This window comes from Pleionea litopenaei (assembly GCF_031198435.1).
Classification (GTDB): Bacteria; Pseudomonadota; Gammaproteobacteria; order Enterobacterales; family Kangiellaceae; genus Pleionea; species Pleionea litopenaei.
Genome location: NZ_CP133548.1, coordinates 369,429 through 387,034 on the forward strand (window position 1 = coordinate 369,429; position 17,606 = coordinate 387,034).

At 42.5% G+C, this 17,606-nt stretch carries 19 protein-coding genes and 1 pseudogene; 16 read left to right on the forward strand and 4 right to left on the reverse strand.

Annotation, left to right across the window (positions count from 1 at the left end):
• Positions 1–61: 61 nt before the first annotated feature.
• From Q9312_RS01545 to Q9312_RS01555, 3 genes are all read left to right on the forward strand, one after another.
• Positions 62–541: a YbaK/EbsC family protein gene (locus tag Q9312_RS01545; protein WP_309202762.1), complete on the forward strand. Its 480-nt coding sequence runs from the start codon at positions 62–64 to the stop codon at positions 539–541.
• 101 nt (positions 542–642) lie between these two features.
• The gene (locus tag Q9312_RS01550; protein WP_309202763.1) at positions 643–936 is read left to right on the forward strand and encodes an MLKL N-termimal domain-containing protein; all 294 of its coding nucleotides are present in this window, start codon (positions 643–645) and stop codon (positions 934–936) included.
• Between the two features lie 43 nt (positions 937–979).
• Entirely contained in the window at positions 980–1,531 is a 552-nt protein-coding gene (locus Q9312_RS01555; RefSeq protein WP_309202764.1) for a hypothetical protein, read from the forward strand.
• A gap of 3 nt (positions 1,532–1,534) precedes the next feature.
• On the opposite strand, the gene Q9312_RS01560 is transcribed toward Q9312_RS01555, so the two are convergent.
• A complete protein-coding gene (locus Q9312_RS01560) occupies positions 1,535–2,245 on the reverse strand; it encodes a CPBP family intramembrane glutamic endopeptidase (RefSeq protein WP_309202765.1) in 711 nt (236 codons plus the stop codon).
• A 172-nt stretch (positions 2,246–2,417) separates the two neighbouring features.
• Here Q9312_RS01560 and Q9312_RS01565 point away from each other — a divergent pair.
• From Q9312_RS01565 to Q9312_RS01615, 11 genes and pseudogenes are all read left to right on the forward strand, one after another.
• Positions 2,418–3,459, forward strand: a pseudogene (locus Q9312_RS01565) (IS481 family transposase).
• 272 nt (positions 3,460–3,731) lie between these two features.
• Positions 3,732–4,733 carry a PH domain-containing protein gene (locus tag Q9312_RS01570; protein ID WP_309202766.1) on the forward strand — a complete coding sequence of 334 codons (1,002 nt, stop codon included), beginning with the start codon at positions 3,732–3,734 and terminating at the stop codon, positions 4,731–4,733.
• 114 nt (positions 4,734–4,847) lie between these two features.
• Positions 4,848–5,642, forward strand: coding sequence for a M48 family metallopeptidase (locus Q9312_RS01575; protein ID WP_309202767.1), 795 nt, complete (start codon positions 4,848–4,850; stop codon positions 5,640–5,642).
• Positions 5,643–5,753: 111 nt separating this feature from the next.
• Positions 5,754–5,978: a hypothetical protein gene (locus tag Q9312_RS01580; RefSeq protein ID WP_309202769.1), complete on the forward strand. Its 225-nt coding sequence runs from the start codon at positions 5,754–5,756 to the stop codon at positions 5,976–5,978.
• Between the two features lie 337 nt (positions 5,979–6,315).
• On the forward strand, positions 6,316–8,223 hold the full coding sequence (locus Q9312_RS01585; RefSeq protein ID WP_309202770.1) for an assimilatory sulfite reductase (NADPH) flavoprotein subunit: 1,908 nt from the start codon (positions 6,316–6,318) through the stop codon (positions 8,221–8,223).
• Positions 8,223–9,995: an assimilatory sulfite reductase (NADPH) hemoprotein subunit gene (gene cysI, locus Q9312_RS01590; RefSeq protein WP_309202771.1), complete on the forward strand. Its 1,773-nt coding sequence runs from the start codon at positions 8,223–8,225 to the stop codon at positions 9,993–9,995. Before Q9312_RS01585 ends, cysI begins: the two co-directional genes overlap by 1 nt.
• A 28-nt stretch (positions 9,996–10,023) precedes the next feature.
• A complete protein-coding gene (locus tag Q9312_RS01595) occupies positions 10,024–10,755 on the forward strand; it encodes a phosphoadenylyl-sulfate reductase (RefSeq protein WP_309202772.1) in 732 nt (243 codons plus the stop codon).
• A 77-nt stretch (positions 10,756–10,832) separates the two neighbouring features.
• The gene (locus tag Q9312_RS01600) at positions 10,833–11,906 is read left to right on the forward strand and encodes a CNNM domain-containing protein (RefSeq protein WP_309202773.1); all 1,074 of its coding nucleotides are present in this window, start codon (positions 10,833–10,835) and stop codon (positions 11,904–11,906) included.
• A gap of 88 nt (positions 11,907–11,994) precedes the next feature.
• On the forward strand, positions 11,995–12,795 hold the full coding sequence (locus tag Q9312_RS01605; RefSeq protein ID WP_309202774.1) for a crotonase/enoyl-CoA hydratase family protein: 801 nt from the start codon (positions 11,995–11,997) through the stop codon (positions 12,793–12,795).
• Between the two features lie 112 nt (positions 12,796–12,907).
• On the forward strand, positions 12,908–13,252 hold the full coding sequence (locus tag Q9312_RS01610) for a VOC family protein (RefSeq protein WP_309202776.1): 345 nt from the start codon (positions 12,908–12,910) through the stop codon (positions 13,250–13,252).
• A gap of 130 nt (positions 13,253–13,382) precedes the next feature.
• Entirely contained in the window at positions 13,383–13,922 is a 540-nt protein-coding gene (locus Q9312_RS01615; RefSeq protein WP_309202777.1) for a 2OG-Fe(II) oxygenase, read from the forward strand.
• 70 nt (positions 13,923–13,992) lie between these two features.
• On the opposite strand, the gene Q9312_RS01620 is transcribed toward Q9312_RS01615, so the two are convergent.
• From Q9312_RS01620 to flgA, 3 genes are read right to left on the reverse strand one after another with little or no spacing between them, the layout of a single operon-like run.
• Positions 13,993–14,475 carry a flagella synthesis protein FlgN gene (locus Q9312_RS01620; protein ID WP_309202778.1) on the reverse strand — a complete coding sequence of 161 codons (483 nt, stop codon included), beginning with the start codon at positions 14,473–14,475 and terminating at the stop codon, positions 13,993–13,995.
• A gap of 3 nt (positions 14,476–14,478) precedes the next feature.
• Positions 14,479–14,793 carry a flagellar biosynthesis anti-sigma factor FlgM gene (flgM, locus tag Q9312_RS01625; RefSeq protein WP_309202779.1) on the reverse strand — a complete coding sequence of 105 codons (315 nt, stop codon included), beginning with the start codon at positions 14,791–14,793 and terminating at the stop codon, positions 14,479–14,481.
• Between the two features lie 52 nt (positions 14,794–14,845).
• Entirely contained in the window at positions 14,846–15,574 is a 729-nt protein-coding gene (gene flgA, locus Q9312_RS01630) for a flagellar basal body P-ring formation chaperone FlgA (protein ID WP_309202780.1), read from the reverse strand.
• Between the two features lie 233 nt (positions 15,575–15,807).
• Here flgA and Q9312_RS01635 point away from each other — a divergent pair, with 233 nt between their 5' ends.
• Positions 15,808–16,734, forward strand: coding sequence for a chemotaxis protein CheV (locus tag Q9312_RS01635; protein ID WP_309204534.1), 927 nt, complete (start codon positions 15,808–15,810; stop codon positions 16,732–16,734).
• Between the two features lie 20 nt (positions 16,735–16,754).
• Complete coding sequence (locus tag Q9312_RS01640) at positions 16,755–17,582, forward strand: CheR family methyltransferase (RefSeq protein WP_309202781.1); 828 nt, start codon at positions 16,755–16,757, stop codon at positions 17,580–17,582.
• The last annotated feature ends 24 nt before the right edge of the window (positions 17,583–17,606 follow it).

The window sequence follows — 17,606 nt, forward strand, 5'->3', positions numbered from 1 at the left end:
TATAAGACGAATTCTTAGAAGATAACGCTGTTTTAAAAGTGATTAATCAAGGGATGAAGCAATGATAAAACTTAAGCCGTCATCAGCAAAGGTACAGTCGTTTCTCGCCGAGCGTGGCCAAGAGTTTATTGTTCAGCAAATGCCTGCATCGACGCGAACGGCGAAAGACGCTGCAGAAGCGATTGGTTGTCGTGTTGAGCAAATTGCAAAATCCTTAATTTTTAAAGATGATGAATCAAAGAGTGCAGTATTGATTATTGCGTCAGGTAGCAATCAAGTATCATTAGAGAAAGTCAAAGAGCAAACGGGAATGCAACTAGGGAAAGCCGATGCAGATTTTGTTCGAGAAAAGACCGGATTCGCGATTGGCGGCGTACCTCCCGTCGCTCATACTACTGAAATCATTACTCTGCTTGATCAAGATCTGCAACAATTCAACGAGATTTGGGCCGCTGCCGGTACACCTAATTCGGTATTTAAGTTGACTCCCGAGCAGTTGGGAGATCTCACGCATGGTCGGTGGTTAGACATTAAAAAATGAAACTAAGTAAAAAGTAACAAGACTAATAATACAAAGTAGAATCAATTAAAAAAATAGTACGAGTAAGAATAATAGTACGGGTAAAAATATTGGGGTTTAACATGAAATATTTGGTTTTGGCATTTGTTGTACTAGGTCTAAGTAGTTGCGATGAAGCCAGCGCAGAAAAATTCGGATTTTTAATGGGGCTAGAAAATGCGCTGACTGAGCGATGCGCTGGTAACGAGCGATGCATCAGAATTATCGAAGAGAAAATAGAAAAGTGCATGGATGCAAGTGATTGGCGACGAGTGTTAAATGACAGTGAGAATGTCGAAGAGATTAAACGATTCTATTCATCAATGAACCAGTGTTTAGAAGAGGGCGAAGATGCCCCAGTATTTCCTGCTCAGTAAAAAGAGTACTTTTTCTTCGCTTCAAATAAAGGCAGCTAATAAGATGAAATTCATAGTTATAATTGCCGTTTTATTATCCACATTACAGGGTTGCATCCAATCGTATGCAGAAAGCTCTTCGACTGCTGCAACCAGAACATTTCAATGTGACAAGGTTACGATTCAATTACCCAAAGATTTTAAGGCGAAGAATATGGTTTCCTTAGGTTGGGGGGCTGTTAACGTATGTAAGTATGTGATGGATGACAAAAGCGATATTGAAGTAAAGCTAAGTATCGATTATGGATTAAAAACGCCAGAAATGAATTTTTCGACTGAAGAATCTTCAGCGATTGCTAAGTACTTAGCTGGCTTAGAATATCAATTTTATAATAATATGAACGACAATCAGCTGGAGTTTTCTGGGCCTTCGATAGTAATCATAAAGAATAAACCTTTCTTTTGTACTTTAGCGATTATCAAGAATGGTCCGAGAAATAGACATTGCACCTATTTTAGTAATGAGTTAACGGTGCAAGTTAAATATCAATATAGTTCTCAGTCGAATCTATCGGTCGATCGACTGGATAACAGTATTGAAAGTTTAGATTTTTAGAGCTTAAACTCTGCCAGCCATTGATACCGTATTTAATACGCAATGGGCGATAATCAAAGGCCACAGATTTCGACCAAAGGCGACATAGCCAATACCCATCGCAAGTCCAATGAGCGCCACGGTAATTGAACGTTCTGAAATGTCATAGGAGTGGCGAAACCCAAATATAAGTGCCTGAGTGATAACCGCGATAACCGTTGCGAGCCAATTGTTCGATAGGGCTCGTTCAATCCAGTTAATGAGAAACCCTCGATCAAGCAATTCTTCAAAAGCAGATTGTATCCAAACCAAGGGGATGATTAATAAGAACATTCCCCAATTATCTTTTAAATATCCGAACTTAGCAGTTGCCTGATGATCAGACTGATCTTGCGCAAGGTTCAATGCTAATTGATCTTTTAATAGTTCAAATATAATAATGGAAACAAGACTAAACACAAAAATAAACACCGTAGCCATAGCGGCTTTTTTCATGCTTTTGGGTAAACATAAACCAATATCTCGCCACGCTACGCCGCGTAATCGCATTAAGGTGAGTGCTACTGTGAGAGACGTTAGAGACCAAAATAACCCGTTGGTAATAAAGTTAAACTGAGAAAAATACACTTCTCTGATTAAAAACATGACCGAAATATAAATAGCTAGATCGAGTAAGAAATAATAAAAAGGGAGAGATTTACTCTGAGAAAGGTCTTGTTTGTAAGATGTCTGCATGTGGCGGGCGTCCATGTTATTCCTCTCAGCGAGTATCGTGGTGAAGCTATAAGGACTGATTATGTGAATTAGTCTCGACTTAATCTGACACATCAACTTGAAAAAGTGAGAGTTACCCGTTTTGATTAAAGGTGTCGAATCTTTAAATCAGAACGTTATAGAGGTAACTCTCATGCTACATACTAACAACCCAATCATAAAACACAAAGCTGGTTTACTTAACTTAGCAGAAGAACTCGGGAACGTATCGAAAGCCTGTAAGGTAATGGGCGTATCACGAGATACATTTTATCGCTATCAAGAACTGGTCGAAGAAGGCGGTATCGATGCCCTTATCAGCAAGAGCCGTCGCAACCCAAATGTTAAAAATCGCGTTGATGAAGCCACAGAAACAGCGGTTATCAATTATGCCATTGAGTTTCCGGCACACGGCCAACACCGAACCAGTAACGAGTTGCGAAAGAAAGGAGTCTTTGTATCAGGGAGCGGTGTCCGGTCGATATGGCTCAGGCATGACCTAGAAAACTTTAAGAAGCGCTTGAAGGCACTGGAAGATAAGGTTGCTAAAGAGGGCATCATACTGACCGATAGCCAAATAGCTGCACTTGAGAAGAAGAGAAAATGATGATGAAGCCTGTGGTGAGATTGAAACAGCTCACCCTGGCTACTTAGGCTCACAAGATACCTTTTATGTCGGTAACCTAAAGGGCGTTGGACGAATTTACCAACAAACCTTCATCGACACTTACAGCAAAGTTGCCTTTGCCAAACTCTACACCACAAAAACACCTATTACCGCAGCCGACATACTTAATGACAAAGTGCTACCTTACTTCCAGCAACATGAGTTACCCATGTTGCGAGTATTAACGGATCGCGGCACTGAGTATTGTGGAAAAGTTGAACATCACGACTATCAGCTGTATTTAGCAATCAATGACATCGAGCATACAAAGACTAAAGCAATGTCACCGCAAACCAATGGTATCTGCGAACGATTCCATAAAACGATATTGAACGAGTTCTACCAGGTTACATTTCGGAAGAAATTATACAGTTCACTGGATGAGCTTCAAAAGGATCTGGACGAATGGATAGTTTACTACAATAATGAACGCACCCATCAAGGAAAAATGTGTTGTGGACGAACGCCCAATGAAACATTAATTGATGGTAAGAGAATTTGGGCTGACAAAAATCTAGCTCAAATCTAAACTGACAGACACCAATTGAAAAACGGGTAACTGTCAGATTAAGTCTGAGCTAGTACAGATTATGTGTACTAGCTCAGACTTCATATCTTCCGGATTCCGAGAGTGCTTTCTGTACACCTTTACGCTAGTCAATACTTGAAAAAATTTATTACATTAATTTGTCCGAACTTGAACATATCAATCGACGTTCAACTTGTTAAATCGCCTATGAGCGAGTATTGTTATTCACATCAACAGATACCTGAATCATTGAACACCATAAGTGGCTTATCGTGATTAAGTTTAAGAAGCAGCATATACCTCCAGCTGTATTTTTATTGCTTGCGATGAGTTGGAGTTTCTACTATCTATCCAATATATGGCTGAACGATTACGGTAAAAGCAAACCAGACTGGTTATTCTTAATCGATATTTTGGTCGTTGTTCCGATTACCTGCCTCCTTTTTATGAATAACGTAAAAGAAGCGTTACTGAAGTCGCTGGTATACGGCAGTCTATTAATCTTACTAGGCAGTCTAATCATTCCTGCCAGTGAAAAGATGGTCTGGTTATACCTCGAACCCATTCGCTATGTGATCTTAGGGGTATTTGTACTCTTTGAGCTGAGCATGATAATGACGGTTGTGATTACCATTAAGGGATTGCTCAGCGAACGAGTCGATCCCGATGATGCCATATCGACTCCCATTGTCTCTTTTATAGGCCGATCATTGGTCAGCGATATTCTGTCTTTTGAGGCGCGTGTTTGGACTTATTTTTTCTTTTATAAACGAGTCAATCAAAATGCCTTTAAGGGTCAGAGCCACTACATGTGTCACGAAAAAGATGGCGTTAAGAGTAATTTACTGGCGTTTATTATTCTTATTTTGATTGAATTGCCCATCGTTCACTTATTAATACATCTGTTTGGATCTGCATTAGCCGCGAATATAGTGACAGGCTTAACATTGCTAGGGATTATCTATTTTGTGGCCGAATATCGGGCAATATCAATACGACCCATTTCTCTTGATGATGACGCCATTATTATTCGATATGGTGTTTGGAATCCGTTGACGATTAAGTACGACAATATTAGTGCTGTATCGATCAACCGAGAAACCATTCGACGAGCAAGCAATGTTAAGCGCTTCAACCTGTCAGGTGTTCCAAACATTCATTTGCAATTGCAAGATGGTCGCAATGTCTATTTAGGCGTTGACCGACCTCAAGTGCTTATTAAAGAGTTGAGTACTCGTATTCATAGCCTTAACACCAAGCAACAAGCTTTTTGAGACTTTAGCCATTTCAACATGCGATGAAGAAGTGTTTTTGCGACCTAATTACTTGGTGAATCATTTGGCTTATGGCAAGCTAGCACCCAATTAAATCATTTTTCAGGAAGAACCATGTACCGTATTGTTGTTACCTTAATCTTGTCAATCATGTTGCTTTCTTGTGCTATTTCTCCAACTGGTCGAAAACAAGTTTTGCTGTATTCAGACGGCGAAATGAGCAAGATGGGCATCGCAGCTTATGATTCAATGAAGAAAGAGCAACCCTTGTTAAAAGATGCCAAAACAACCGCGTATGTTCAGTGCATTACTAATCGACTGATCCCGCATTTACCGAAAAACCTTCAAGGTAATAATTGGGAAGTGAATGTTTTCAAAGACGATACGCCGAATGCGTTTGCGTTACCCGGTGCAAAAATCGGAGTAAACTCGGGCATGCTTACCTTAGCTGATAATCAAGCCATGTTAGCGGCAGTCATAGGTCATGAGATCGGCCATGTCTGGGCACAGCATGGAAATGAACGGATGAGTCAAAATACTCTAGCGCAGGCAGGTATGACTGTCGCATCGGTTGTTGCGGGCGAGTCAACGGCAGAGTCACAATTGGCCTTGGGCGCACTAGGCTTAGCGACCAAAGGCGTGGTGTTAAGCTACAGCAGAAAGCATGAAAGTGAAGCCGACGGCATCGGTTTAGAGATGATGGCAAAAGCTGGTTTTGACCCTCAACAAGCGGTTGAATTGTGGCGTAAAATGGCTGAGAAAAGCGGTGGTAGTCAAGTGCCTGAGTTTTTCTCAACGCATCCTTCAGAAGAACACAGAATCAAAGATCTTCAGAAGAAAATGAAGTCTGTGATGCCTTTGTATGAGCAAGCTAAAAAGAACGGCAGTCTTGCAAGTTGCACTAAGTAATGGGCGTCACTGCCTAGTTTGATTTTAGATATTGTGTTTTAAAGACTTGGCGTGCAAATGATCACTAGCACGCCTTGTCAAAGGACTCACTTCACAGCGGAATAATACTCTATGCACATTAATATCCTAAAACGCTCGATTGATTTTCTGGTGGACGATGGTCGTTATGACCGAAGAGAACTAGAGACCTTATTAGCAATGGCTTTAGAAGATAAATCCATCGATGATGATGAGAAGCGAGTGTTAAGCGATATTTTTAACACCGCTGCGATTGCTGGCTTAGATCAAGCGACCGAAGCTTGGATTAAGAAGACCCGAGCTAAATACGCTATCTAATTCCACTGTTACAAATCCACCGTCTTTCACTTAAAAGGAGAGCGCTTGAAGTTCGCGTGATTCCCATTTTAAGCATCATGATTCGCCTTTGAGTAACTGCCTTTCCCACTTGTATTAAACTCTCTAAATACTCTGCAAGTCTTTGATCATAAAGACTATATGCATGTGAGTATGATTGCTCAAGCCGCTCCGCGCTCATTCTCCATCCCCAATCTCTACACCCAGTCTCCATCCCCCATATAGCAAAAAGTTTGGCTGGCATAGCGCGCCATTCGTTCAGTGCTGAAAGGGTTTTACCTATGCTAGCCGAACTTTATAAACAGTGAAGGCTATTATTATGCTCGCTAACTTACTACAGGAATTCGCCGCACCTCTAACCAAGGAACAGGTGACCAAGGTGAAAGATGCATTAGGCGACTTATCCTTGGAGCAGGTTAACTGGCTCAGCGGCTATCTAGCCGGCGTGGCAGCAACGGGGGCAGCAGCGGGTATCAAAGATATTCGCAGCGTGATTGAAAGCAACGGAGCAATCTCTCAAACGACCACAAACGCTTTGGCTCAAAGCGCCAGCTCAGAGGCTGCATCGGCCAAAATTGCAACCATTCTCTATGGATCGCAAACCGGCAATGCGCGTGGTATTGCTGAGCAAGTTTATCAATCGCTACAAACAGAGAATGTCGAAGCTGAACTGGTTGATATGGCGGAGTTTAATCCGAAGCATTTAAAGAAGTTACAGCGAGTTTTTTTAGTGGTTAGCACTCATGGCGAAGGCGAGCCACCAGACGATGCGATTGAGTTGCATGAATTTGTGACGGGTAAGAAAGCCCCAAAATTAGATCATCTCGAATTTTCGGTGTTAGCACTTGGCGATTCAAGCTATGAGTTTTTCTGCCAAACCGGCAAAGACTTTGATCTTGCGTTTGAGCGCGCGGGCGCTACTCGATTGCTAGAGCGAGTCGATTGCGACGTTGATTATCAGCAGCTTAGTGAATCTTGGCGAGATGAGTTACTTGCGTTAGCTAAGTCTTCGGGAGAATCGAACTCCAATGTTGACTCTGCTTCACAGGTTGCTCAAAAACCACATTTGAGTGTTGTCACAAAATCAACCGAATTTAATAAATTTAATCCTCTGCTTGCAGAGGTGGTCGATGTCGTCACGATTACTTCTAATCAATCGACTAAGAAAACCTATCACATAGAAATTGATTTAGGTGACAGCGGTGTAACTTATTTGCCTGGCGATGCGCTAGGAGTCTGGCCGTTAAATCGTAGTGAGCTCGTAGAAGAAGTGTTGAATCATTTCGCGTGGTCAGGTGAAGAAGTTATCAGTACGCCGAAAGGTGACGTTTCACTTAGAAGCGGTTTAACTGAAGTTTATGAGTTGACTCAAGTGCCCCCTAGTTTCGTAAAGTGGCTAGCAGAGAAGATAAATGATGAAAACTTAGTTGCAATGACTCAATCAGCAAGTGAACTAAAAGAATTGCTTGCTGTTTCACAAATACCGGATCTGTTGCGAAGAAGTGACAGTGCCGAGCATCGACACTCGCTGCTAACGGTTCAGCCGCAAGAATTTGTAGAGCAACTAAGAGCGATAACACCGAGACTTTACTCGATTGCGAGCAGTCAAAAAGAGGTGGACGAAGAAGTGCACCTTACGGTCGGACTCGTGAGCGCCGATCATAATGGCATCGAACGCAGTGGCGCTGCCAGTGATTATCTTTCGCAGTTAGAGTCTGGCGAAGAGGTTCGAGTGTATATAGAGCCAAATAAACACTTTAAATTGCCGGCAGATCCCGCTCAGCCGATTATTATGATCGGCGCTGGTACCGGTATTGCTCCGTTTCGAGGTTTTATTCAAGAAAGAGAACACTCAGAGAGCCCAGCCGGAGAAAGCTGGCTGTTTTTTGGCAATCAACATTTTGCGGACGATTTTCTATACCAACTTGAGTGGCAAGGCTATTTGAAATCGGGAGCACTGAGCAAAATTGATCTAGCGTTTTCTCGTGATCAACAAGAGAAAGTTTACGTACAGCACAAGTTGCGTAGCCATGCTCAAGAAGTTTATCAGTGGATCCAAAATGGGGCGCATATTTATCTTTGTGGCGACAAAGACCGACTTGGTAAATCTGTTGAACAAACGTTAATTGAAATCATCTCCGAGCAAGGTTTGCTAACAGAAGAGCAAGCGAAGCAAGAGTTACTGAACTTGAAAAAGCTGGGTCGATACCAGAAGGATGTTTACTAATGTCTAAAGCACCAGAAAACTTTTTAGCCAGTTATCAGGATCTTTCAGAATTACCGGATAACTTAGCTCACAACGAGTACATTAAAAATGAAAGTCGTTATTTGCGCGGAAGCATTGATGGCAGCTTAGCAAATCCTGTCACCGGTCAAGTTGCAGAAGACGATCAGCAATTGATTAAGTTTCACGGTATCTATCAACAAGACGACCGTGATCAAAGAAATGAACGTCGCAAGCAAAAACTTGAACCACTTTATAGCTTTATGCTTCGTGCGCGAGTACCGGGTGGAATTTCTACGCCTCAACAGTGGTTAACTATGGATAAAATTGCCAGTGATTTTGGTAATGACACCATAAGGCTAACCACTCGTCAGGCTTTTCAGTTGCACGGAATTATTAAGAAAAATTTACGTCCGACGATGCAAGCGATGGATGATGTTCTATTAGATTCGATTGCTGCCTGTGGCGATGTCAATCGTAATGTGATGTGTAATCCTAATCCGGTTGAGAGCCGAGCACATCAAGAAGTCTATCAATGGGCAAAACGCATCAGTGAGCACTTGTTACCCAATACTCGTGCATACCATGAAATTTGGTTGAACGGTGAGAAGTATCCTGTTCGTCAAAACATTGAAGTGCTAAAAGAGCCGATTTATGGCAAACATTATTTGCCTCGAAAGTTTAAGACGGTCGTAGCGATTCCTCCGTACAACGATGTTGATGTCTTTGCTCATGACTTAGGTTTTATTGCAATTATTCATGATGGAAAACTACAGGGATTTAATGTGACAGTCGGTGGTGGCATGGGCATGACGCATGGTGATCCAGAAACCCATCCGCGCACTGCAGATGTGATTGGTTTTTGTTTTCCTCAACAGGTGCTCGCTGTCGCAGAGCAAGTGGTGACGATTCAGCGAGACTATGGAAATCGGGTGCAACGTAAACTCGCTCGTTTTAAATACACCATTGCTAGTCACGGTTTAGAATGGTTCAAGCAAGAGTTAGAACAACGTTTAGGTTATGCCTTAATGAAAGCGCAACCCTTCGAGTTTACCAGTAACAGTGATCGCTATGGTTGGATTAAGGGTCACGATCAGCGCTGGCATTTAAATCTATATATTGAAAATGGTCGAATTAAAGACGAGGGCGATTATTTATTACGAACAGGACTGCGTGAGATTGCCAAGATCCATCGTGGCGATTTTCGATTAACCGCGAACCAAAACTTAATTATTGCCAATATTGATGAGCAACAAAAGCCAATCATCGAACAGTTGGTTGCTTCACACAACATCAAAACCGGTGAAGAAGTGTCTAAGTTACGTCGACATGCTATGGCCTGCGTTAGCTTACCTACGTGTTCATTAGGTATGGCTGAAGCTGAGCGTTATATGCCGAGCTTATTGGATAAAGTAGAGCAGTTATTGGTACGACATGAACTCTCTGATCGTGCAATCACCATGCGCATGACCGGCTGCCCGAATGGTTGTGCTCGCCCTTACATTGCTGAAATTGGTTTAGTGGGAAAAGGCCCGGGTAAGTACAACTTATTTCTTGGCGCTGGACACTACGGTCAGAGATTAGGCGTGATTTATCGAGACAATATTGGTGAAAATGAAATCTTGTCTGTGCTAGATGAGTTGCTTGCATTGTTTGCGAGAGAAGCTGAAGCAAATGAGTCTTTTGGAGATTTTGTGGTTCGCAAAGGCATCGTCGTGCCAACCAATACTGCGCAAGACTTTCATTTCGAGCTGCAAGCGGCCAAAGCAAGCTAGCGCGGTCGCCAAGGGCGGGGTATACATTATGAGTTTAAAATGTCTTTCGACATCGGTACCCAATCTAGCGGTGAGCGATTTTGATTTCGTCGAGGCCAATCAAAATCTTGCCGCTATGAGTGCTCAGCAAAGAGTTGAGTGGTCGTTGCGTAACTTACCAGGAACTCATGTATTAACCTCAAGTTTCGGTGCACAATCGGCAGTGAGTTTACATTTGTTCCAACAAGTCGCTCCTGGCATTCCCGTTGTTTTAATCGATACGGGGTATTTGTTCCCAGAGACGTATCAATTTATTGATCGCTTGACCAATCAGCTCTCGTTAAACTTGAAAGTCTATCGTTCTGCGTTGAGCCCTGCGTGGCAAGAAGCGCGCTTTGGACAATTGTGGACTCAGGGATTAGAGGGAATAGAGCAGTACAACCAAATGAATAAAGTCGAGCCTCTGGAACATGCGCTTGAAGAACTGGGTGCCAGCACATGGTACGCAGGGCTACGACGAGAACAGTCGTCATCTCGGCAAAGTATTGAATTCATTCGGCCGCAAAAGCAGCGCTTCAAGATGCACCCCATCGCTGACTGGAGCAATCGAGACATGCACTTTTATTTAAAGGAGCAAGGACTCGACTACCACCCGCTTTGGGAAAAAGGCTACGTTTCGATTGGTGATACACACACCACTCGTCCGATTACCGCCGATATGACAGAAGAAGAAACTCGATTTTTTGGCCTAAAAAGAGAGTGTGGCATTCACGAAATTTAAACGTTAATTCGAGAATTTCTTGCATTTAAAAATAAAGGTTGTTTAGACTGTCGCTTGGCTTTTAACTGCATCTGATTATGACCTTACTAGTAATTTATTTAATTCTCGCAATTGGCGTTTCATTTATCTGTTCTATCCTAGAGGCCGTGCTACTGTCAGTCTCCGATTCATACGTTGCTATGCTAGAGGCCGATGGCCACAAACATGGCAAGTTGTTGCGCGAGATGAAGGATGATATCGACCGGCCTTTAGCAACCATTTTGAGCTTAAATACTATTGCTCATACGGTGGGAGCCGCAGGTGTCGGCGCGCAAGCGCAAGTGGTGTTCGGTAGTGCTTATTTGAGTATCACTTCAGCCGTACTAACCCTAATGATTTTAATTTTCTCAGAAATCATTCCTAAAACCCTTGGAGCGAGATATTGGCGCCAATTAACCTTGCCATCTGCGCGACTGTTGCAAGTATTAATCATCGTGTTGTTGCCTCTGGTTTGGTTTTGCCAAAAAATCACCGGTTTACTCGGTTCTAGTGGCCACAGTATTAGTTTTACTCGAGAAGAGTTTGCTGCCATGGCCGAGCGCGGCGCGGAGCAGGGATTGTTCGAAGAGAAGGAAGCGAGAGCCGTAAAAAATATGGTGTACTTTCAGTCACTGTATGCAAAAGATGTTATGACACCACGTCCGGTGGTTGTGTCGTTAGACCAAAATTCGACCGTTTCTGAAGCCATCGACGTGATCGGTGGATTGCACTTTTCGCGCTTTCCCGTGTATTGCGATCATAAAGAAGACATTAAAGGCTATGTGTTAAAAAGCGACTTATTGTTATCCGCTGCGCAGGGCAATCGAAATGCACGATTGTTTGAATTTCGTCGTGATTTATTAGTCGTTATCGATTCCACACCTTTAAAAGATTTGTTTGACCAATTAATGTCTCGACATGAGCACATCGCTGCACTGGTTGATGAATACGGTGGATTACGCGGCATCGTTACCATGGAAGATATTGTCGAAACCATTCTCGGACAAGAAATTATGGACGAAGTTGATACCATTAAAGATATGCAGGTGTTAGCGCGTAAACAATGGGAAAAACGAGCTAAGCGTATCGGTCTAAGCACCGAAGAGAAATCAGAAGAATTTCGCACTCTTTGATTTTAATCATTTACCGGCGAGTCATTGGCGGATTATTCAAAGTGAATTACTGCGAGAGCTTGCCGCAAAATTCGAAGGAAAGATACTGGTGAATCCCCAAACCGATAAACGTGTATCGCTCAATATTAAAAATAATATTGCCTATGTGGAGTTGTTGCGCCCTGAAAAGCATAATGCCCTTGATATGGCAATGTTCAAGCAAATCGTCGACGTTCAAAAGCAGATTAAAAGGCAGCCCTCGGTTCGTGTGGTGATTGTATCGGGGCAAGGAGAAAGCTTTTGCTCGGGTCTTGATGTTAAATCTGTTTTAAGCAACCCAGTGTCAGGTTTAAAATTGCTTTTTAAGTGGTTGCCTGGTAATGTTAATTTAGCGCAGAAAGTCTCTGTTGGTTGGCGCCGCCTAAAGGTTCCGGTCATTATGGTATTGCATGGAAAATGTTGGGGTGGAGGCATGCAAATCGCACTGGGCGGCGACTTTCGTATCGCCGCTCCGCAAACGTCACTGTCAATCATGGAAGCTAAATGGGGTTTGATTCCGGATATGGGCGGAACGTTAGCTTTGCGAGAATGTATGAGCGCCGATCAAGCAAAGAGACTCGCGATGACCGCGAACGTCATTGAAGCAACTGAAGCTCAAGCTATCGGACTGATCTCTCAAGTTGCAGAACAGCCCCAAGATGCAGCTAACTTATTAGCAGAGCAGTTAATTAATCGATCACCTGATGTAGTCAATAAAATTAAATCGTTTTATTCACCACTTTCTTATTGGCAGGAACGACGATTGTTGTCACAAGAAACGATGGGGCAGATTAAGATCTTAATGGGTAAAAACCAACGCATCGCAGTGGTTAGAGAAACAAAGAAGGTTGATAAGCCTTATTTTGATTGACGCTCCTTAGATTGGCAGGCGTTTGGTTGACAGAAGTTAGGTCGATAGTCGATCGAGTGGAAATTCATCAGTGTTTATTTGACCTGGTGAGAATGTTTGAAGGATTAAAAGTATGAAAGTTGATGATATTCGAGTGTTTGTTCCAAGTCGAGATTTCGACGAGTCCAAGGCCTTTTATAGCGAACTTGGTTTTGCCAAAGAAGATATAAATGATGAACTAGTTTTGTTTACAAGTGGTGAATGTTCTTTCTTTTTGCAGCGTTATTATCACGAAGAGTTTGCGAAGAATCTAATGCTTCAGCTTACGGTTCTCGATATAGAGGATACCTTCAAACTTGTCTCGAGTTTGGAAGGCTTTGAAATTAGACATAGTCAGTTGAGAGTTGAACCTTGGGGGCGTGTTTTCAATCTCTGGGGGCCGTCTGGTGAGTTATGGAATATCACTGAGTTTGATTGAGACCTATATTTTTTAAGAACTAAATTTTCGCGTAGCTTAGCGAAGCTTAATCCAACGCATTTAAGCCAGTTTTTACACAGTTGGCAATCTTTATCTGACTTGTATCGAGTAAGTAGCAGAGAATTTTAATATGATTAAATATGATAACGGAGTGTTTGTTGTTAACGATTTTCTAACTCCAAAGGAATGCTCAGATTTAATTGCAAGGAGTGAACAAATTGGATATCAGCGATCTAAAATTCAATCGAGTTTAGGTGAAGTTGAATCGACATCTATTCGCAATAATGAGCGTATTCTTTTCGATGATTTTGATCTTGCAAAAGAGTTATTTAATAAGCTGGAAGAGTACCTTCCAAAAGATATTGACTCTTGGGTACCCAGTGGACTCAATGAAAAGTTCCGTTTTTATCGATATGAGGGTGATCAGTATTTTAATTGGCATGTTGATGGTTCGTTTAAACGAGATTATTTCGAAGTTAGTAAACTGACGATGTTAATTTATTTGAATAATGACTTCGGAGACGGCGAAACAGAGTTCGATGATATGAAAATACAGCCAAAAACCGGAATGTTAATGGTGTTTCCACATAAATTAAGACATCAAGGGGTTTCTCCTACTGACGGCGTTAAATATGTTCTTCGCACAGATGTTATGTACTCAAAACCCTAGGGTAATGTTTCGCGTAGGTTGGGTTAGCGGAGCGTAACCCAACGTAACCCAACTTAACCCAAAATAACGACTAAGCTTTGGCCGCAGAAATATTTATTGGCGTTTGTTGAGCTTTACCTTTGGCGGTATACGTCGTCAGATTATTGGGTCGAAGCGATTGTTTGAAAATGTTAATGGTTCGCTCAAGACTTTTTTGCGACAGTGTAATAATTCGACCATTAATTTCATTTTGCGTTTTGCATTTAAACATGAGCTCTTTCAAATTATTCCAAATGATTTTTAAACCATCTTCTTGCCCAATCTGTTGCTCAAATAATTGGCTGTGATTTTTCATTAAGGGCTTAATGCCAAATATGTTTAATCGCTGAGTGGCTGATTTCTCTATCTGATCAAGCGTTGATGCTTTGTCTTTGAGTAGACCTTCAAGAGACGCGAGCTCTTGCTTTTCGTAGCAGGCTTGCTCATTAACTAATAACTCATAAAGTTTTTGAGTTAAATTAATCTCATGATTCAACGCGGTTGTTAAGTAATCTTTTACGTTTTGCTCTAACATGATCTATCTCACTCTGCTGTAGCCGACTTCGAAGTCGAGCATTTTGCTAGCGACGCGTTCGTTTTCTATTTCGTAACGTCCTTCATCGATTTTTTCTTTAACGGGATCAACACGGCTTCGGTCAACGGCAGGTTGAGCCATCATTTGTTGAATCATCGCGCCAATCATTGACGCTTTGCCGGTGAGCTCGACTGAATCGATCGCGGTATCGCTTCCGCTTTCGCTATCATCAGAGATTTTTCGCCCTTTAACCTTTTGGTTTTGCGTGGTTGCACCGGAAAGTTTCCCTGTTGATACTTGTTTAATATCTATCGCCATAAATTAAAACTCTCTCCAAATTGACCCCGTTAATGTTTGAGTTCTCTGCCAATTACTTTTGAGCACTCAACATTAAACTGACCGATACTTTTCTACTAGCAACAACTGTTCCACGAATTATTCGCTTGGAGTTAGCGTTTTTAACGCGAACGGTTTCACCATAGTGTCCGTCTTCAAGCGCTTCACCTTCCATCGAGACCGAGAAAGCACTGTTTTGAGCAATCACCGCTAGCTTGTCACCTTTGCAAACCATGCAGGCCATTGCCGATGTTGCTGGCTGTCCTACACGAGCGTTTTGTTTCAAGATTGAGCCGACAATCTCTTCTTTGCGATTTAAGGTCACGACTCGAAATCTACTTATCTCTATCGGCTCAATGGCCAAATCTTTAGCACTAATTACTTGTCCTTTGCGTAAGGGACGCTTAAAGACCACTGTTGGTTGATAAATTTGTACGGCAACAGGTACATAAATATGCCAACTTACGGCACCAACGCACCGCACACCCAAAACAGAATTGCCTTTTAAATCAGTGCCTTGAGGGATAAAGCCGGTAAGTGGTTGATCGCACTTTGCTAATCGAAGTCGAGGGTCGACTTTTCCAACGGTAATTTTCACACGACTGGAATCGGTGGATTCTTGAGCGGCAGAATAGTGGCTTTCTAGGAAAGACTTTGCCGTATCACGGATCTCTTTTACGTTTTGAATCGTCGACGCATTCCCATGAGCGCCTCCGATCATTCCTAAGCTAAGTATGAATGTTAAAAAGTGACCAAATTTCATAAGCTTGTGCCATTTTTATTGAAATAATTTTAAGTAGAAATTTATCGCAAATAGTCAGTTTTCGACTATTCTTAGGGATAACAGGGTTAACAAGGCCTGTTCCTAACAATAAATTCAGCTTAAACGCGTTAATTTATTTGAACGTTAACCAGAACAATGCAATGAGTGTGCCTAAAGTTTTTAGGTGCAGAATGCCTAAGCAAAAATGCAGCGGTGAAAGGCGGGGGAGCGCAATGTCCAGTATTTTAGATAGTGTTAATCAGCGAACGCAGATGGTCGGTCAAAATCGACTCGAGCTGTTGTTGTTTAAACTGCGTGGACGACAGGTTTACGGTATTAACGTATTTAAGGTTCGGGAAGTGTTACAGTGCCCAGAACTAACTCAACTACCGCAACGACATGCGGTCGTCCGAGGTGTGGCGCATATTCGCGGGCAAACCATTTCAGTCATGGATCTTAGCCTTGCCACTGGAGGACCTCCATTAGAAAATATTCATAATTGCTTTGTGATTATTGCCGAATACAATCGTGCAGTGCAGGGTTTTTTAGTCAGCTCTGTTGAGCGCATAGTGAACATGAACTGGGGAGATATTCACCCACCACCGAAGGGCAGCGGTCGAGACCATTATTTAACAGCGGTGACTGAAATCGACAAGCAATTGGTCGAAATTATTGACGTCGAAAAGATACTGGCTGAAATCACACCGGCGAGTGACATCGTGTCACAAGAGGTGATCCAAAAGTCTGCAGGCAGAGAGCCGCAAGACAAGATTGTACTTATTGCAGACGACTCATCGGTTGCGCGGAATCAGATAAAGAGAACCGTCGAGCAGCTTGGAATGAAAGTGGTTACCAAGAAAGACGGGCGAGAGGCGCTCGACTTTTTGAAAGACTTGGTGGACGAAGGTAAGCGAGTAAACGATGAAATTTTATTGTTAATTTCAGACATTGAAATGCCAGAAATGGACGGATATACCTTAACGGCAGAAATTCGAGGGAACGAAAGTTTGAAAGACTTGTGGGTGTTGTTACATACTTCACTGAGCGGCGTGTTCAACCAGGCGATGGTTCAAAAAGTTGGAGCCAATGACTTTATACCCAAGTTTAATCCTGACGAACTGGCCAGCAGTGTACAAAAACGATTGGAACTCGATCAATAACATCAGGAGCTGTTTCGTCGATGATCATCTCTTCTGACGAGTATCAAGCGTTCAGGGATCTTCTGAACCAAAAAACCGGAATTTTGCTCGGGGAAAATAAGCAGTATTTAGTTGCGAGTCGTCTTACATCGTTTCTACGTGAACAACAAATAGAAACCTTCTCAGACTTCATGGCGCGATTAAAGCAGCCCTTTAGCGATAAAATTTTGCAACAGGTCATAGACCGAATGACCACTAATGAAACCTTGTGGTTTCGCGATGGTTTTCCTTTTGATTATCTTTTGAATTCCATTTTGCCAGAAATAAAAACCAACGGCGGTAGCCGATGCAATATTTGGTGCGCAGCCTGTTCATCTGGCCAAGAACCTTATTCGATTGCAATAGCGGTGGATGAAGCATTGAAAAGTGGTACTCGAGCAAAACTGCCCATGCAAATTGATATTTTCGCGACCGATATATCCAGTCGGATGCTCGAGCAAGCTAAGCGAGCGGAGTATCAATCTCTTGAAATCACCCGCGGGTTATCGCCAATTCGTCAGAAAAACTATTTCACGCAAAGTGAGAATACCTTCTCGCTCAAACCTGAGGTGCGCAGCCGTGTTAGGTTCGCAACGCTCAACTTAATGACAACGCCATATCGTGCCGGTGGACCGTTTGATGTTATTTTCTGCCGAAACGTACTGATTTATTTTTCGGGTGAACTGAAAGAGCAAGTCATTAATGGTTTGGCTGACTGTCTCAAACCCGGAGGTTATTTATTCTTAGGAGCCTCTGAATCTATGCCGCACTCAATTAAATCCTTTGAAATGGTTCGTTGCAACCCAGGTCTGGTTTATCGTAAGAAATAACTCGCCGCGTTGAGCAGGGGTACA

What these genes read in the sequence shown, in the direction of transcription:
- Q9312_RS01545 (WP_309202762.1), top strand. Translation starts at nt 62, where the DNA reads ATGATAAAACTTAAGCCGTCATCAGCAAAGGTACAGTCGTTTCTCGCC.
- Q9312_RS01550 (WP_309202763.1), top strand. Translation starts at nt 643, where the DNA reads ATGAAATATTTGGTTTTGGCATTTGTTGTACTAGGTCTAAGTAGTTGC.
- Q9312_RS01555 (WP_309202764.1), top strand. Translation starts at nt 980, where the DNA reads ATGAAATTCATAGTTATAATTGCCGTTTTATTATCCACATTACAGGGT.
- Q9312_RS01560 (WP_309202765.1), bottom strand. Translation starts at nt 2,245, where the DNA reads ATGCAGACATCTTACAAACAAGACCTTTCTCAGAGTAAATCTCTCCCT.
- Q9312_RS01575 (WP_309202767.1), top strand. Translation starts at nt 4,848, where the DNA reads ATGTACCGTATTGTTGTTACCTTAATCTTGTCAATCATGTTGCTTTCT.
- Q9312_RS01580 (WP_309202769.1), top strand. Translation starts at nt 5,754, where the DNA reads ATGCACATTAATATCCTAAAACGCTCGATTGATTTTCTGGTGGACGAT.
- Q9312_RS01585 (WP_309202770.1), top strand. Translation starts at nt 6,316, where the DNA reads ATGCTCGCTAACTTACTACAGGAATTCGCCGCACCTCTAACCAAGGAA.
- cysI (WP_309202771.1), top strand. Translation starts at nt 8,223, where the DNA reads ATGTCTAAAGCACCAGAAAACTTTTTAGCCAGTTATCAGGATCTTTCA.
- Q9312_RS01595 (WP_309202772.1), top strand. Translation starts at nt 10,024, where the DNA reads ATGAGTTTAAAATGTCTTTCGACATCGGTACCCAATCTAGCGGTGAGC.
- Q9312_RS01600 (WP_309202773.1), top strand. Translation starts at nt 10,833, where the DNA reads ATGACCTTACTAGTAATTTATTTAATTCTCGCAATTGGCGTTTCATTT.
- Q9312_RS01610 (WP_309202776.1), top strand. Translation starts at nt 12,908, where the DNA reads ATGAAAGTTGATGATATTCGAGTGTTTGTTCCAAGTCGAGATTTCGAC.
- Q9312_RS01615 (WP_309202777.1), top strand. Translation starts at nt 13,383, where the DNA reads ATGATTAAATATGATAACGGAGTGTTTGTTGTTAACGATTTTCTAACT.
- Q9312_RS01620 (WP_309202778.1), bottom strand. Translation starts at nt 14,475, where the DNA reads ATGTTAGAGCAAAACGTAAAAGATTACTTAACAACCGCGTTGAATCAT.
- flgM (WP_309202779.1), bottom strand. Translation starts at nt 14,793, where the DNA reads ATGGCGATAGATATTAAACAAGTATCAACAGGGAAACTTTCCGGTGCA.
- flgA (WP_309202780.1), bottom strand. Translation starts at nt 15,574, where the DNA reads ATGAAATTTGGTCACTTTTTAACATTCATACTTAGCTTAGGAATGATC.
- Q9312_RS01635 (WP_309204534.1), top strand. Translation starts at nt 15,808, where the DNA reads ATGTCCAGTATTTTAGATAGTGTTAATCAGCGAACGCAGATGGTCGGT.
- Q9312_RS01640 (WP_309202781.1), top strand. Translation starts at nt 16,755, where the DNA reads ATGATCATCTCTTCTGACGAGTATCAAGCGTTCAGGGATCTTCTGAAC.